Below are 14,368 nucleotides of genomic sequence, written 5' to 3' on the forward strand. Positions count from 1 at the left end.
CCCCGCGCCCGGCCCGCCCCCCCCGGTCCTGGTGGCCCCAGCTGTTCGGTGCCGGTGAGTCGTCGGGCTTCCCTACCCGCCGGCCCGCACTGTCTCGCGTCCGGCGTTTGAGGGCGAGGCCTGTTCAGAGCCCGAGTGGGGGTCTGGGGGCGGGGGCGTTCGGGTGGGGCGGATACGCTGGGGGCGGACAGCAGTGGTCTGCCGTGCCAAGCCATTTTGACCCGGCGTGGGCGCCGCAGGTATCCTGCATGTTCGTTGTGTATTGGCTTGCTCATTCTCACGGGACGGGCCCTTACACCGGTCCACCGGGCCGATGACCAGCGACCCCACGTACGCGGTATGCGTCGCCGCCGTGCGGTCCAGGCTGTCGTGATCGTTTCGGTGACCTGTTCAGGACCATTCACTCGAAGCGAAGGCTACGAACCGTGCGTACGTACAGCCCCAAGCCCGGCGATGTGACGCGCCAGTGGCACGTCATTGACGCTCAGGACGTTGTCCTGGGTCGTCTCGCCAGCACCGCCGCCTCCATCCTGCGGGGCAAGCACAAGCCGATCTACGCGCCCCACGTCGACACCGGTGACTTCGTCATCATCATCAACGCCGACAAGGTGCACCTGTCCGGCAACAAGCGGACCCAGAAGATGGCGTACCGCCACTCCGGCTACCCGGGTGGTCTGCGCTCCGTCCGTTACGACGAGCTCCTCGACAAGAACCCCGAGAAGGCCATCGAGAAGGCCGTCAAGGGCATGCTCCCCAAGAACACTCTGGGCCGTCAGATGCTCTCGAAGCTGAAGGTCTACAAGGGTGACCAGCACCCGCACGGCGCGCAGCAGCCGCAGCCGTACGAGATCACCCAGGTCGCGCAGTAAGTCCGGCCACCCCCTAAGACTGAAGAGAATCTGAGGAGAATCGTGGCCGAGACCACTGCCGAGCAGCCGCTCGAAGAGCTTGACATCGACAGCTACACCACCGAGTCCGAGGTTCCGGTGGAGGGTGAGTACACCTCCGAGTCCCTCGCCTCGCGCTTCGGTGAGCCCCAGCCCGCCGCTGGCCTGGGTCGTCGCAAGAACGCCATCGCGCGCGTTCGCATCGTGCCGGGCACCGGCAAGTGGAAGATCAACGGGCGTACGCTCGAGGACTACTTCCCGAACAAGGTGCACCAGCAGGAGGTCAACGAGCCGTTCAAGGTTCTTGAGCTCGAGGGTCGCTACGACGTCATCGCCCGCATCGCCGGTGGCGGTGTCTCCGGCCAGGCCGGTGCGCTCCGTCTCGGTGTCGCCCGCGCGCTGAACGAGGCCGACGTCGACAACAACCGCGGCGCGCTGAAGAAGGCCGGCTTCCTCAAGCGCGACGACCGTGCGGTCGAGCGCAAGAAGGCCGGTCTGAAGAAGGCCCGCAAGGCCCCGCAGTACAGCAAGCGCTAAGCTTCGCTGCCTGTACGTCCGAACGCCCCGGCGGCACGCCACAGTGCCGCCGGGGCGTTCGTTTTCTCACAGGCTTGGGCGTATAACGGCACAAGGTGTTCAAAGGCTGATGTGCTCGTGTGCCCCTGTGTTCATCAGCTCGTGCGATCGGGCGATGGGACTATCGGACGATCTCCGGAAACTGACGCTTCCTCAGGAGGACAAGTGGGACGACTCTTCGGCACGGACGGCGTGCGCGGCGTCGCCAACGCGGATCTGACGGCCGAGATGGCGCTCGGTCTGTCCGTGGCGGCGGCGCACGTACTGGCCGAGGCGGGCACCTTCGAGGGCCACCGGCCGACAGCGGTGGTCGGACGGGACCCGCGTGCGTCCGGGGAGTTCCTGGAGGCCGCCGTGGTGGCCGGTCTGGCGAGTGCGGGCGTCGATGTGCTGCGGGTCGGTGTGCTGCCGACGCCGGCGGTGGCTTTCCTGACGGGATCGCTCGGCGCCGACCTCGGTGTCATGCTCTCCGCCAGCCACAACGCCATGCCCGACAACGGCATCAAGTTCTTCGCGCGCGGCGGCCACAAGCTCGCCGACGAGCTGGAGGACCGTATCGAGTCCGTCTACGACGAGCACCGGCACGGTGAGCCGTGGGAGCGGCCGACGGGTGCGGCGGTCGGGCGTGTGCGGTCGTACGAGGAAGGGTTCGAGGAGTACGTCGGCCATCTGCTCGGGGTGCTGCCCAACCGGCTGGACGGGCTGAAGATCGTTCTCGACGAGGCGCACGGTGCCGCGGCGGGCGTCTCGCCGGAGGCCTTCTCGCGGGCCGGGGCCGAGGTCGTCACCATCGGTGCCGAGCCGGACGGGCTCAACATCAACGACGGGTGCGGGTCCACGCACCTGGACAAGCTGAAGGCCGCCGTCGTCGAGCAGGGTGCGGATCTCGGTATCGCGCACGACGGTGACGCCGACCGTTGCCTCGCCGTGGACCACACGGGCCAGGAGGTCGACGGGGACCAGATCCTCGCCGTGCTCGCGCTGGCGATGCGGGAGCGGTCCGCTCTGCGGTCCGACACCGTGGTGGCGACCGTCATGTCCAACCTCGGCTTCAAGCTGGCGATGGAACGCGAGGGCATCCAGCTCGTGCAGACCGCGGTCGGTGACCGGTATGTGCTGGAGGAGATGAAGGAGAAGGGCTACGCGCTGGGCGGCGAGCAGTCCGGCCATGTGATCGTGCTGGACCACGCCACCACCGGCGACGGCACGCTGACCGGGCTGATGCTGGCCGCGCGGGTCGCCGAGACCGGGCGTACGCTGCGGGACCTCGCGTCGGTGATGGAGCGGCTGCCGCAGGTGCTGATCAATGTGCCGGACGTGGACAAGGCGCGGGTGAAGACCTCGGCCGACCTCGCCGCCGCCGTCTCCGAGGCGGAGCGGGAGCTGGGGGAGACCGGGCGGGTGCTGCTTCGGCCTTCGGGGACCGAGCCGTTGGTGCGCGTGATGGTCGAGGCCGCCGACATCGACCAGGCACGGTCGGTCGCCGGGCGGCTCGCCGACGCGGTGAAGTCGGCGCTGGGGTAGCGCCGCGGGACGTCGTCCGGGGCGGGTGCGCAGGTCCGCTTTCCGCCTCGGATGCCCCATGCCGCTGCGACGCGAGGTGCGTCACTCCGTGGCCGTAACAAAGAGTGCCGGGTTGATCGCTGGTTGTTTCACTGGCGTCGAGGCCGCCCCTACGTGGCGAGCCCCTCGACGGAAGTGAGAAACGCAGCATGAAGACAGTGAGCAGCACCCTGAAACGCGTGGCCGTTCCGGCCCTGGCCACTGGTCTCCTCGTCACCGCGCTCGCCACCCCGGCCGCCGCGCAGACCCCCGGCTCCACTGCGTTCCGTGTTTTCGGCAACGTCGGGCTCAGCGCGCGTGCCGGATTCGTGAACAACGTGACGGCCACGGTCGTCGGCGTCAATCTCAGGCTCACGGACAGCTCGGGCGTCGTGGCGGGGCCGGGGTGCCGTCAGGTGGACTTCAACACTGTCGACTGCCCCCTGCCCGTCAGCCGGCTCTCGGTCGGGCTGGGCGACCAAGGCGACAGTTTCGACGGGACGAGCATCGCCATCCGCACTGTCGTCGATGCCGGCCCGGGCGGGGACACCGTGGCGACCGGCAACGCCAGCGACATGATCGGCGTGGACGACGACACGCCCAACAACGACACCGTGACAACCTGTGGCCTCGGTTCCGACGCGGTGTTCGCCAACCCCGGTGACCAGATCGGCACGGGCTGCGAAGCGCGCTACATCTCTTCCTAGGCGCTGCCCGCCTTCGCCGTACGCTCGCGCTGCCTGGCCCAGAGCCACTTCTGGGCCAGGAGCGTGAGCGTGCCGGCGAGGATGATGCCCAGCAGGTTCAGGAGGAGCTGGCCCGTGGAGAGCCAGGTCTGATTGGCGTCGTCGTAGATCAGGGCCACGGCGGCGTTGGCGGCGGCCGGGACCGTCGTCACCGAGATGGCGACGCCGACCAGGGCGCCGGACTTCGACGACGTCAGCGAGAGGGTGCCGGCGGCGCCGGCGAGGACCGCCACGACGAAGGAGAACCAGTCGGGGGCGTAGATGAAGCCCGTGTTGGGCCGCTCGGCCTCCAGTTTGGCCTCGGTGAACAGGCCGACGGCGTCCATGAAGTAGCTGAAGCCCACCGTCGCCGCCATCGCCACGGCGAAGCCGACCAGCAGGGCGATCAGTGAGCGCAGCGCCAGGCGCGGCGCCCGCTGGACCACGGCCGTGCAGATACCCGCCAGCGGTCCGAACTCCGGGCCGACCGCCATCGCGCCCACGATCAGGATCGCGTTGTCGAGGACCACACCGCAGGCCGCGATCATCGTGGCGAGCGTGATGAAGGCGAGGTAGGTGATGGAGAGGGTGGACTCCTCGTGCGTCGCGTCCGTGAGGTGCTCCCACAGCACCGCGTCCGCGCCCTCGCCGGGGGCCTCCGCCTCGGCCTTGTCGGCACGCTTGGACAGCGACAGGTCGATGTTCTCGACGGCGATGGAACCGTGTTCGTCGAGGTCCAACTCCTGCAGCTTGCTCAGGAGTTCGTCACCCGCCTCGCGCGCCACGTCGCACAGGACGACGTCCCCGGAGGGGCTACGGGCGGCGCCCGGCAGTACGACGAGGTGTGTGGTGCCGACCGTCTTCTCGATCAGGCGGACCACGGCGTCGGTCCTGTCGGCCGGGGTGATCAGGCGCAGATGCAGCATGACGTCTTTCTAACAGGCCCGCGCGACGGCCTCGCGGTCCTGTGGTCCTACAGCTTGCGCAGGCTCAGGCGCTGGACCTTGTGGTCCGGGCCCTTGCGGACGACGAGGGTGGCGCGGCCTCGGGTGGGGGCGATGTTCTCCACCAGGTTGGGCTTGTTGATGGTGCGCCACATCGTGCGGGCGTAGTCGAGGGCCTCCTCCTCGGACACCTGGGTGTACTTGCGGAAGTACGAGGAGGGGTTCTGGAAGGCGGTCTCGCGCAGGCGCTTGAAGCGGTTGAGGTACCAGTGCTCGATGTCCTCGGTGCGGGCGTCGACGTACACGCTGAAGTCGAAGTAGTCCGCGAGGCCCACCCGGGTGCGGCCGTCCTTGCCGGGCAGGGCGGGCTGGAGGACGTTCAGGCCCTCGACGATCAGGATGTCGGGACGGCGGACCGTGAGCCGCTGGTCGGGGACGATGTCGTAGATCAGGTGGGAGTAGACAGGGGCCGTGACCTCGTCCTTGCCCGCCTTGATGTCGGCGACGAAACGGGTCAGGGCGCGGCGGTCGTAGGACTCGGGGAAACCTTTCCGCGACATCAGGCCGCGGGCCTGGAGTTCCTTGGTGGGCAACAGGAAGCCGTCCGTCGTCACCAGCTCGACGCGCGGGTGCTCGGGCCAGCGGGAGAGCAGGGCCTGCAGGAGGCGGGCGACCGTGGACTTTCCCACGGCGACCGAGCCGGCGACCCCTATGACGAACGGGGTGCCGGACTGGGAGCCCTGTTCGCCGAGGAAGGTGTTCAGGGCGCCGCGCAGGCCGTCGGTGGCTCCCACGTAGAGGTTGAGGAGGCGGGAGAGCGGGAGGTAGATGTCACGGACCTCGTCGAGGTCGATGACGTCGCCCAGGCCGCGCAGCTTCTCCACCTCCTCCGCGGTGAGCGGCAGCGGGGTCTTGTCGCGCAGCGCGCTCCACTCCGAGCGGGTGAGGTCGACGTAGGGAGTCGCCTCCGGCCGCTGCCGGTGGGCGCTCCGGGGCATCGAGGAGACCGGAGAGATCACAGTCCATTGTTACGGCAGTACGAACAGGCGGTGAGGTGGGATCCGTCACGCGGGTCCCTGTCTCGGTCATTTTCGGGAGGAAACGGGACAAGGAGGGGAATGTCAGTGCCGTGGGTCACAGTTGTGGGAGAGGTGGGCCCGGGCCGGGGTCCGCTGGACCGAACCCCGAGGGGTGACCCATGACGTATGCGATAGAGGCGGAAGGTCTGGTCAAACGGTTCAAGGAGACGGAGGCGCTGGCCGGTGTCGATCTCGGGGCCCGCAAGGGCTCGGTGCTCGGGCTGCTGGGGCCCAACGGGGCGGGGAAGACGACGGCGGTGCGGATCTTCGCGACGCTGCTGAGGCCCGATGGGGGCAGGGCGCGGGTGGCCGGGCACGACGTGGTCCGGGAGGCCGGGGTCGTACGGGCCATGGTGGGGCTGACCGGGCAGTACGCGGCGGTGGACGAGAACCTGACCGGCACGGAGAACCTGCTGCTCATCGGCCGGCTGCTCGGTCTGCCGAGGCGAGAGGCCCGGGCGCGGGCGGCTGAGCTGCTGGAGCGGTTCCAGCTGACGGACGCGGCCGGGCGGGCCGTGAAGACCTTCTCCGGCGGCATGCGCAGGCGGCTGGATCTCGCGGCCAGCCTCGTCGGCCGGCCCAGCATCCTCTTCCTCGACGAGCCGACCACCGGACTCGATCCGCACAGCCGCGGTGAGCTGTGGGACCTGCTGCGCGGCCTGGTCGCGGACGGTGCGACGGCCCTGCTGACCACGCAGTACCTGAACGAGGCCGATGTGCTCGCCGACGACATCGTGGTGATCGACAAGGGGCGGGTGATCGCCGAAGGCACCCCGGATCAGCTGAAGTCGCAGGTCGGAGGGCAGGTGCTGGAGCTGCGGCCGCTTGCGGAGCAGGACCTCGCGCGGGCTCACCTGCTGGTGGCGGGGGCCGCCGGGCAGGAGGCGCGGATCGAGGGCGAGACGATCACCGCCCCGGTGAAGGACCCCGAGGTGATGCCGGCCGTCGTGCGTGCCCTCGACCGTGAGGGGGTCGCGGTGGGTGAACTCGCCCTGCGCCGCTCGTCGCTCGACGAGGTCTTCCTCGCGCTGACCGGTCACCGGGCCGAGCCCGGCGCACCCGAGGGCAACGGGGGTGCGGCCGTCCGGGACGAGGGCGAGGGCGCCGAGCCGCAGAAGGACGCCGAGCCTCACAAGGGCGCCGGGCGTCAGGAGGCGGTGAAGGCGGTGACGCGGCCATGACCGCCACCACCACGACCATCACGGCCCCGGTCACCAAGTCGGGCCGGGTGCGGCCGCTCGACGGGCTGCGGCAGACCTTCACGATGGCCTGGCGGAGCCTGGTCGCGGTCAAGCACAACCCGCTGGAACTCGTCGACTACAGCATCACGCCCATCATGTTCGTGTTCCTCTTCACGTACGTGCTGGGCGGGCAGATGGCCGGAACGCCGGAGGCCTATCTGAAGTACGCGCTGCCCGGGATCATCGTGCAGAACACCCTGTTCATGACGATGTACACGGCGATGGCGCTCAACACCGACCTCACCAAGGGTGTCTTCGACCGGCTGCGCAGCCTGCCGATAGCCCGCTCCGCCCCGCTGATCGGCCGGATCACCGCGGATCTCGCCAAGCACGTGTGGGCGCTGCTGTTGATGATCGGCCTCGGGCTGCTGCTCGGGTTCCGGGTCACGGGCGGGCTCGACGGCTTCGTGCTCGGCACGCTGCTGGTGGTGGTGTTCGCCGCGGCCGTGTCCTGGAGCGCCGTGCTGATCGGGATGCTGGCGGGGGACGCGGAGAAGGTGCAGGCCTTCGCCTTCACGCTCATCTTCCCGATCACCTTCACCAGCAGCGCGTTCGTCATGGTGGACACCATGCCGGGGTGGCTGCAGGCGTGGAGTGACGTCAATCCGGTGACGCATCTGTCCGACGCGTTCCGGGGGCTGCTGCTGGGCGGGCCGGTCGCGGAGCCGGTGTTGTGGTCGTTGGTGTGGGCCGCGGGGATCGCGCTGGTGTTCTATCCGTTGGCCATGCGGGCCTATCGGGCGAAGACGTAGCGGCCGGGGTGTCCGGAAGGCGGGCGGCCGGTCAGGGTTCTCTCGGTTTCAAGCGGAGTTCCAGCGGGTCCAGGTCGTTCTGCTCGGTGTCGGCGTCGATCCCGGCCGACCGGATGATCGCGGTGACGGCCTTCCGTATACGCGTGCACACCGCCACATAGTGCAGGAACTCCGGCGCATCAAGGCGGCCCTCTCGCAGACTCTCCATCGCGGCGTCCCACAGGGCCTCGTCCGGTTTCCAGTGGACGAGGACGCCTCCCCCCCCCCGCGTCGTCGCCGGGGTCGACAGCGACTTCCGCGCCCACCTGGTACGGCGTGTGCATCCCCTCCCGAAGGAACGCGTTCAGCCCGGCCGGCCTTGTCTCCCGGCACACGCGTTCGGCCGGCGCACGCCGTTCAGCCAGGACATCCGCCGGAGCGTGGACGAAGCCGAGCTCGCCGGGTTCCCTCAAGGCGCCTCCCCCCTGGTTCCAGGCGTACGCAGGCTACTCACTGGCCTGATCCGGCGTGTCGAGCCTTCGTACCCCGGTGGGAATTTCCGAAATCGGGCACAGGGAGGCCGTTTCGAGCGCTCCTTCGGTCGTAGGCTGCCGCGCATGTGCGGAATCGTGGGATACGTGGGGTCGCAGTCGGCGCTCGAGATCGTGATGGCCGGACTGAAGCGGCTGGAGTACCGGGGATACGACTCGGCGGGCGTCGCCGTGCAGGCGGACGGGGGACTGGCGGCCGCGAAGAAGGCGGGCAAGCTCGTCAATCTCGAGAAGGAGCTGACCGAGCGGCCGTTGCCGACGGGGAGCACGGGGATCGGGCATACCCGGTGGGCCACGCACGGTGGGCCCACGGATGCCAACGCGCATCCGCACCTCGACAACGCCGGGCGCGTGGCCGTCGTGCACAACGGGATCATCGAGAACTTCGCCGGGCTGCGGGCCGAGTTGGAGGAGCGGGGGCATGAGCTGGGGTCCGAGACGGACACCGAGGTCGTGGCTCATCTGCTCGCCGAGGAGTTCTCGGTGACCGCCGACCTCGCCGAGGCCATGCGGCTCGTGTGCCGACGGCTGGAGGGGGCCTTCACGCTGGTCGCGGTGCATGCCGACGAGCCCGATGTGGTCGTCGGCGCGCGACGGAACTCGCCGCTCGTGGTGGGCGTTGGGGAGGGTGAGGCCTTTCTCGCCTCGGACGTCGCCGCGTTCATCGCCCACACGCGGTCGGCGATCGAGCTGGGGCAGGATCAGGTGGTGGAGCTGCGGCGGGACGGGGTGACCGTCACCGGGTTCGACGGGCGGCCGGCGGATGTGCGGTCGTATCGCGTCGACTGGGATGCCGCCGCCGCGGAAAAGGGGGGCTATGACTACTTCATGCTCAAGGAGATCGCCGAGCAGCCCAAGGCGGTCGCCGATACGTTGCTGGGGCGCATCGACGCCGCCGGCTCCCTGACGCTGGACGAGGTCCGGATCAGCGCCTCCGAGCTGCGGGAAGTCGACAAGGTCGTCATCGTCGCCTGCGGTACGGCCTTCCACGCCGGGCTGATCGCCAAGTACGCCATCGAGCACTGGACGCGGATCCCGTGCGAGGTGGAGCTGGCGAGCGAGTTCCGGTACCGGGATCCGATCCTCGATCAGCAGACGCTCGTCATCGCCATCTCCCAGTCCGGCGAGACCATGGACACGCTCATGGCGCTACGGCATGCCCGTGAGCAGGGGGCCCGGGTACTGGCGATCTGCAACACCAACGGGTCGACCATTCCGCGGGAGTCGGATGCGGTGCTGTACACGCACGCCGGGCCGGAGGTCGCGGTCGCTTCGACGAAGGCGTTTTTGACCCAGCTCGTGGCCTGCTATCTCGTCGCGCTGTATCTGGGGCAGGTGCGGGGCACCAAGTGGGGGGACGAGATCCACGCGGTGATCCGGGACCTGGCCCATATCGGCGGCGAGGTCGAGCGGGTCCTGGAGACCATGGAGCCGGTGCGGGCGCTGGCGCGGAGCCTGGCCCGCAAGAAGACGGTGCTGTTCCTCGGCCGGCACGTGGGGTATCCGGTGGCGCTGGAAGGTGCGCTCAAGCTGAAGGAACTCGCCTATATGCACGCCGAGGGGTTTGCGGCGGGGGAGTTGAAGCACGGACCGATCGCCCTCATCGAGGACGATCTGCCGGTGGTGGTGGTCGTGCCTTCGCCTCGGGGACGGTCTGTGCTGCACGACAAGATCGTGTCCAACATCCAGGAGATTCGGGCTCGGGGGGCTCGGACGATCGTGATCGCGGAGGAGGGGGATGAGGCGGTGGTGCCGTATGCGGATCACTTGATCTGGATTCCGGCGACTCCGACTTTGCTTCAGCCGCTGGTGGCTACGGTGCCGCTTCAGGTCTTCGCGTGCGAGCTGGCCACCGCCCGGGGGAACGAGGTGGATCAGCCTCGGAACCTGGCGAAGTCGGTCACGGTGGAGTGAGCCGACTTCAGGTCGTCGAGGAAGGCGGTGAAGGCTCCGGTCGGGAAGGTGAGGGTTGCCCGGGCCGGGGCCTTTGAGTCGCGGATGGCGATGTGGGTGGGAGCGTTCGCTATCTCTACGCAGGAGTTGCCGTCCCCGGCACCGGAGTAGGACGACTTCCGCCAGTTGTCGGGGATGTTCATGAGGGGTGCCTCACAGCTCTTTGGCCAGCCTGTGGATGAGGTCGCGCGACCGCTCGGGTTCGAGTGACGCCGCTTCTACCCTACGGAAGAGCGTTCTAAGGACGCCCAGCTGGGCCTCCGAGTCGATGAAGGCCGCGGCGTGAGGCGCGTCGCGTACGGCGGTGTCCAATTTGGGTACAGCGCCGCCCGCCAGCATCATGGCCGTCCAGGACCCGCCGAAGCCGTCCAGGTCGAAGGGGATGACTCGCACGGTCACGTGGTCCGCCTCGGAGAGGTCGAGGAGTGCAGCGAGCTGGGCCCGGGAGGCAGCGCGGTCGCCGACGCGGATACGCAGAGCCGCTTCGTGGATGACCGCTTCGTACGGTGTGGGGTCGGTCTCTTCGAGGATCGCCTTGCGCTGCATGCGGTGTCGTACTCGCAACTCCAGCTCACTGTTGGGGAGTTTGGGAATCCGGTCGGAGAAGATCGAGCGCGCGTAGTCCTCCGTCTGGAGGGGGCCGGGGATGTACAGGAACTGGATCTCTCGTAGAAACGTGGCGTGGTGCTCCAGCTCTGCCAGGTCGAGGAAGGGGGTAGGCAGCGCCCCTCGGAATTCCTCCCACCAGCCCTTGGCTCGGTTGGTCGCGATGGCTACCAGCGCCGAGATCAGCTCCTCGTCGGTGCAGGCGTAGTTCGCTGCTAGGCGGCGCAGGCGCTCCTCGCTCACGCCGGTGAGGCCGGACTCGATGTGGTTGATCTGAGCGGAGCTCACCCCGAGCGATGCTGCCGCTTCTCGGCCTGTGAGGCCTGCTGCGTCACGAAGTCTGCGCAGTTCGACGCCCAGGCGAAGCTGGCGTGCTGTTGGTTCGCGCCTCAACCCCGCCATGGACTGCTCCCCGGTTCAACGCGCCTGTGAGCGCGACTCGTTCTGGGTCAGATTACGCGATCCGCTTGATGGACGTATAAATTGAGGTCTACCGTCAGTGATGTAACGCACACGCTGCGGAAGTGCACCCCGCTCCGTCCTGCCATGACGGCCGCGGCAATCCGCACCCTCCGGCTCATCCTCACCATGCACGGCCTCATCGGCCTCGCGGACACCGCTGAACTCCTCGCCACCGAGCTGGTCGCCAACGCCGTACGCCACACCAAGGGACCGGCCGCCCTGCGTGTTCGCTGGGCGGCCGGGGTGCTGCGCATCGGGGCGTGGGACGCCGATCCCGAACCTCCCGAGCCGCCGCAGGAGCTGACGCGGCTCGGGGAGGCCGAGGAGGGGCGAGGGCTGGCGCTGGTCCGGGCGTGTGCCGACCTGTGGGGGTGGCAGCCGCTGACCAGGGACGGGAACCGCGGTAAGTACGTGTGGTGCGAGCTGACTTCCGCGGCGTGAGTCAGGGCGTGGGGTCGAGGGAGAAGACGACCCGCTTGCCGTTGCTGGTGTTGATCCTCTCGTTCAGTCCCCACAACCGCCCGGACGAGGGAGCGTAGGAGAGGTTCTGGGTGAGTGGCGGGGACTTCGTGAGTACATGCGGCTCGGCTCCCACCTTGGCCCGGTGGATGCAGGAGTAGGAGTCATTGTTGGGGGGATCCGGAACCCAGCCCTTCGGGCACTCGCCACTCATGTAGTAGTAGGTGCCGTCGGTCGCGACGCCCTGCATCTGCCACACGGGGCTCGAGTAGGCCGCGTCGGCGGTGGCACTGCCGACGCTCGCGCCACCGTCCGCCTCGGGCAGAGCCGTAGCGGCATTCAGGTTCCAGCGGATGATGCGCCCGCCGCCGCGGGCATCGTGCTCGCGGTATTCACCGGAGACGAGCGCGTCCGGGGTCTTGCTGCGGTCCAGGCTGAGGGAGCTCAGGCAGGGCTTGTCGCCCGTGGCGGGGGCGCACGCGCGCACGCTCGTGTCCTGTGGGACTGTCTGGTAGCGGGCCACCATGGGCAGGGCGTAGTCGTGCCAACGGGCGGATGACACCCCGTTCACGATGCCCGTACGCTCGCTGCGGCTGTCCATCTTCCACAGGTGGCGCATGTCGTAGACCTGGAGTTCGCCGCCGTTGGCGACGAAGAGCTTGTTGCCGTACCAGACGACACCGTCGGCGTGGACATGCTCGACCGGCACGAAGTTGGCACTCGCCCCCTGCCCGGTGGGCCGGACCAGCAGGACGTGGCCGTACGTCACCGAAGTGCCCTTGGATTCAGCGATGCTGATCCGGGCGAACTTGTTGCGATCGTTGGGGCCGCCCCCGTTGCCCCAGTACCAGGAGGCCATATAGAGGTGATGGCCGTCGACGGTCCCGGACGGAGACGCGTCGTGGGAACCCGTCAGACCCTGCGGGGTCCAACCACCGGCGGTGCTCCAGCTGTTGGAGGTGTCGTCGGCCTTGTCCCAGCAGAACCCGTCGTACTTGAGCGAGCCGTCCAGGCCGGTGTTGTGGCAGAGGCTGGCCTGACCGGTGTGCTGCCCGGACTGCGCGACCCTCAGCGCGCTCACCTTGCTCACCGCGCCGGACTGGGACTCCACGCCCTGGACCGCCGCGCCGAGTGCGCGGAAGTCCTTCTCCGCGTTCAGGGACAGTTTGAGATCGCTGTGGGGCACCGCGGTCAGCCCGCTCGCGGCGGCGGCCGGTTGGGCTGTCACGAGTCCGGCGGCAAGGGAGGCCAGGCCGACGGCCAGGGCTGCCAGACGTCGGGCAACCGTCCGGCCGCCGGTTCGCGGAGTTAATGATCGCGTGCTTATGTCATGCATCCGGGGAGGGTAGCCGACAAAAGCCTCAGCAGTCGGCATCTTTCCCAGCCTCACGTGGTCACCGTCGGGGCTAATCGTCCAAGGCTTTGGCCCTCCACGCCGTCGCCTGCGGCATGAACCTGTGCTCCGCCGCGTACGCCGCCATGCGGGCGTTCCGCGCTTCGGCCTCCGGGCCGTCCGGCAGGTGGAACTCGCTGCCCGCCCGGGCGGAACGGGCCTGCATGCTCGTGGCGCCCGCCAGCCGTCGGCGGACGTAGCGGTCCAGGGCGTCGGGTACGTCGGCCGGCGTCGCGTCCGTGAGGGCGTCGCCCAGTACCGCCGCGTCCAGGATCGCCTGGGCCGCGCCCTGGGCCTGGAACGGGACCATCGCGTGGGCGCTGTCGCCGAGGAGGGTCACGCGGCCCTGGCTCCAGCGCTTGAGCGGGGTGCGGGTGTGGATGCCGTAGCGGTGCACCCGGCCGGCGCGTTCGAGGACGCTCAGCACCCGGGGGTCCCAGTCGGCGAACTCGCGCAGTTGCTCGCCGGGTTCGGCCTGAGCGGTCCAGGATTCCTGTGCCGCCTCCTCCGTGCTGAACACGGCCACCACGTTGAGCAGTTCGCCGCGCCGCACCCAGTAGTGGACGAAGTGCCGGTCCGGGCCGAGCCAGACGGCCAGCGGGGGCAGGTCCAGGTCGGTCACCTCGGCCGAGGGGAGCAGGGCTCGGTAGGCGGCCGTTCCCGAGAAGACCACCTCGTCCTCGCCGAAGAGCCACTGGCGGGCGGCGGACCGGATGCCGTCCGCCGCCACCACGAGGTCTGCGGTCAGGCGCTCGCCGCTCGCCGTCGTCACGTGGGCGCAGTCGTCGTCCTGGTCGATTCCGACGACCACCGTGTCCAGGCGTACCGACTCCGGCGGCACCGCGGCGGCCAGCGCTCGGTGCAGATCCGCCCGGTGGACCACCAGGTACGGCGCCCCGAACTCGTCCTCGGCCTCGCGGCCCAGGGCGTAGCGGCAGATCTCCGACCCGTCCGACCAGGTGCGGAAGCTCACGTGGGCGGGGCGGGCGGCCTGTGCGGCGACCGCGGCCAGCACGTTCAGCCGGCGCAGCTCCCGCGTGGCGTTGGGCGCCAGCTGGATTCCGGCGCCGACCTCCGTGAAGCGCGCCGTCTGCTCGACCAGCGTCACCTCGACGCCCGCCCGGCGCAGGCTCAGCGACGCGGCCAGTCCGCCGATGCCCGCTCCCACGACGATCGCCCGGATGGCAGGACGTCGACGTCGTAACGCGCGCTCCTTGTA

At 69.2% G+C, this 14,368-nt stretch carries 15 protein-coding genes; 8 read left to right on the top strand and 7 right to left on the bottom strand.

Features of this window, described 5'->3' with window-relative positions; genetic code table 11:
* Positions 1–425: 425 nt before the first annotated feature.
* The 4 genes from rplM to ACIREI_RS06320 all read left to right on the top strand — a co-directional run bounded on the left by rplM (position 426) and on the right by ACIREI_RS06320 (position 3,712).
* Complete coding sequence (gene rplM, locus ACIREI_RS06305; protein ID WP_030046395.1) at positions 426–869, top strand: 50S ribosomal protein L13; 444 nt, start codon at positions 426–428, stop codon at positions 867–869.
* A gap of 42 nt (positions 870–911) precedes the next feature.
* Positions 912–1,424: a 30S ribosomal protein S9 gene (gene rpsI, locus ACIREI_RS06310; protein WP_403327893.1), complete on the top strand. Its 513-nt coding sequence runs from the start codon at positions 912–914 to the stop codon at positions 1,422–1,424.
* Positions 1,425–1,628: 204 nt separating this feature from the next.
* A complete protein-coding gene (gene glmM, locus ACIREI_RS06315) occupies positions 1,629–2,987 on the top strand; it encodes a phosphoglucosamine mutase (protein WP_403327895.1) in 1,359 nt (452 codons plus the stop codon).
* A 197-nt stretch (positions 2,988–3,184) separates the two neighbouring features.
* A complete protein-coding gene (locus ACIREI_RS06320; protein ID WP_403327896.1) occupies positions 3,185–3,712 on the top strand; it encodes a hypothetical protein in 528 nt (175 codons plus the stop codon).
* Here the strand turns inward: ACIREI_RS06320 and ACIREI_RS06325 are convergent.
* Together ACIREI_RS06325 and coaA are read right to left on the bottom strand one after the other, a co-directional pair.
* Positions 3,709–4,656: a DUF389 domain-containing protein gene (locus tag ACIREI_RS06325; protein ID WP_403327898.1), complete on the bottom strand. Its 948-nt coding sequence runs from the start codon at positions 4,654–4,656 to the stop codon at positions 3,709–3,711. The genes ACIREI_RS06320 and ACIREI_RS06325 overlap by 4 nt on opposite strands.
* Positions 4,657–4,703: 47 nt before the next feature.
* A complete protein-coding gene (gene coaA / locus ACIREI_RS06330) occupies positions 4,704–5,672 on the bottom strand; it encodes a type I pantothenate kinase (protein WP_403327900.1) in 969 nt (322 codons plus the stop codon).
* A gap of 200 nt (positions 5,673–5,872) precedes the next feature.
* Between coaA and ACIREI_RS06335 the strand changes: the two genes are divergently transcribed.
* The gene (locus tag ACIREI_RS06335; protein ID WP_403327902.1) at positions 5,873–6,934 is read left to right on the top strand and encodes an ATP-binding cassette domain-containing protein; all 1,062 of its coding nucleotides are present in this window, start codon (positions 5,873–5,875) and stop codon (positions 6,932–6,934) included.
* Complete coding sequence (locus tag ACIREI_RS06340; RefSeq protein WP_403327904.1) at positions 6,931–7,746, top strand: ABC transporter permease; 816 nt, start codon at positions 6,931–6,933, stop codon at positions 7,744–7,746. Before ACIREI_RS06335 ends, ACIREI_RS06340 begins: the two co-directional genes overlap by 4 nt.
* Before the next feature lie 31 nt (positions 7,747–7,777).
* Here the strand turns inward: ACIREI_RS06340 and ACIREI_RS06345 are convergent, their stop codons facing one another.
* Positions 7,778–7,954 carry a hypothetical protein gene (locus tag ACIREI_RS06345; RefSeq protein ID WP_403327906.1) on the bottom strand — a complete coding sequence of 59 codons (177 nt, stop codon included), beginning with the start codon at positions 7,952–7,954 and terminating at the stop codon, positions 7,778–7,780.
* Positions 7,955–8,342: 388 nt separating this feature from the next.
* Between ACIREI_RS06345 and glmS the strand changes: the two genes are divergently transcribed.
* The gene (gene glmS / locus ACIREI_RS06350; RefSeq protein WP_403327908.1) at positions 8,343–10,190 is read left to right on the top strand and encodes a glutamine--fructose-6-phosphate transaminase (isomerizing); all 1,848 of its coding nucleotides are present in this window, start codon (positions 8,343–8,345) and stop codon (positions 10,188–10,190) included.
* Here glmS and ACIREI_RS06355 read toward each other — a convergent pair.
* Together ACIREI_RS06355 and ACIREI_RS06360 are read right to left on the bottom strand one after the other, a co-directional pair.
* Positions 10,151–10,372 (bottom strand): DUF397 domain-containing protein, encoded by a 222-nt coding sequence (locus tag ACIREI_RS06355; protein ID WP_403327910.1) that lies wholly within the window; start codon positions 10,370–10,372, stop codon positions 10,151–10,153. The genes glmS and ACIREI_RS06355 overlap by 40 nt on opposite strands.
* Before the next feature lie 10 nt (positions 10,373–10,382).
* Positions 10,383–11,237 (bottom strand): helix-turn-helix domain-containing protein, encoded by an 855-nt coding sequence (locus ACIREI_RS06360; RefSeq protein ID WP_403327912.1) that lies wholly within the window; start codon positions 11,235–11,237, stop codon positions 10,383–10,385.
* Positions 11,238–11,381: 144 nt separating this feature from the next.
* Here ACIREI_RS06360 and ACIREI_RS06365 point away from each other — a divergent pair, with 144 nt between their 5' ends.
* Entirely contained in the window at positions 11,382–11,738 is a 357-nt protein-coding gene (locus ACIREI_RS06365) for an ATP-binding protein (protein ID WP_403327914.1), read from the top strand.
* Position 11,739: 1 nt separating this feature from the next.
* On the opposite strand, the gene ACIREI_RS06370 is transcribed toward ACIREI_RS06365, so the two are convergent.
* Entirely contained in the window at positions 11,740–12,984 is a 1,245-nt protein-coding gene (locus ACIREI_RS06370) for a hypothetical protein (protein ID WP_403327915.1), read from the bottom strand.
* 178 nt (positions 12,985–13,162) lie between these two features.
* Entirely contained in the window at positions 13,163–14,332 is a 1,170-nt protein-coding gene (locus tag ACIREI_RS06375; protein ID WP_403328065.1) for an FAD-dependent monooxygenase, read from the bottom strand.
* Positions 14,333–14,368 lie beyond the last annotated feature (36 nt).

The sequence above is a fragment of the Streptomyces sp. NPDC093591 genome, assembly GCF_044764885.1.
Taxonomy (GTDB): domain Bacteria; phylum Actinomycetota; class Actinomycetes; order Streptomycetales; family Streptomycetaceae; genus Streptomyces.

Coding starts and splice junctions, on each gene's coding strand:
- glmS (WP_403327908.1), top strand. CDS start 8,343: ATGTGCGGAATCGTGGGATACGTGGGGTCGCAGTCGGCGCTCGAGATC.
- ACIREI_RS06360 (WP_403327912.1), bottom strand. CDS start 11,237: ATGGCGGGGTTGAGGCGCGAACCAACAGCACGCCAGCTTCGCCTGGGC.
- ACIREI_RS06365 (WP_403327914.1), top strand. CDS start 11,382: ATGACGGCCGCGGCAATCCGCACCCTCCGGCTCATCCTCACCATGCAC.
- ACIREI_RS06335 (WP_403327902.1), top strand. CDS start 5,873: ATGACGTATGCGATAGAGGCGGAAGGTCTGGTCAAACGGTTCAAGGAG.
- ACIREI_RS06345 (WP_403327906.1), bottom strand. CDS start 7,954: ATGGAGAGTCTGCGAGAGGGCCGCCTTGATGCGCCGGAGTTCCTGCAC.
- coaA (WP_403327900.1), bottom strand. CDS start 5,672: ATGCCCCGGAGCGCCCACCGGCAGCGGCCGGAGGCGACTCCCTACGTC.
- ACIREI_RS06355 (WP_403327910.1), bottom strand. CDS start 10,372: ATGAACATCCCCGACAACTGGCGGAAGTCGTCCTACTCCGGTGCCGGG.
- ACIREI_RS06325 (WP_403327898.1), bottom strand. CDS start 4,656: ATGCTGCATCTGCGCCTGATCACCCCGGCCGACAGGACCGACGCCGTG.
- ACIREI_RS06340 (WP_403327904.1), top strand. CDS start 6,931: ATGACCGCCACCACCACGACCATCACGGCCCCGGTCACCAAGTCGGGC.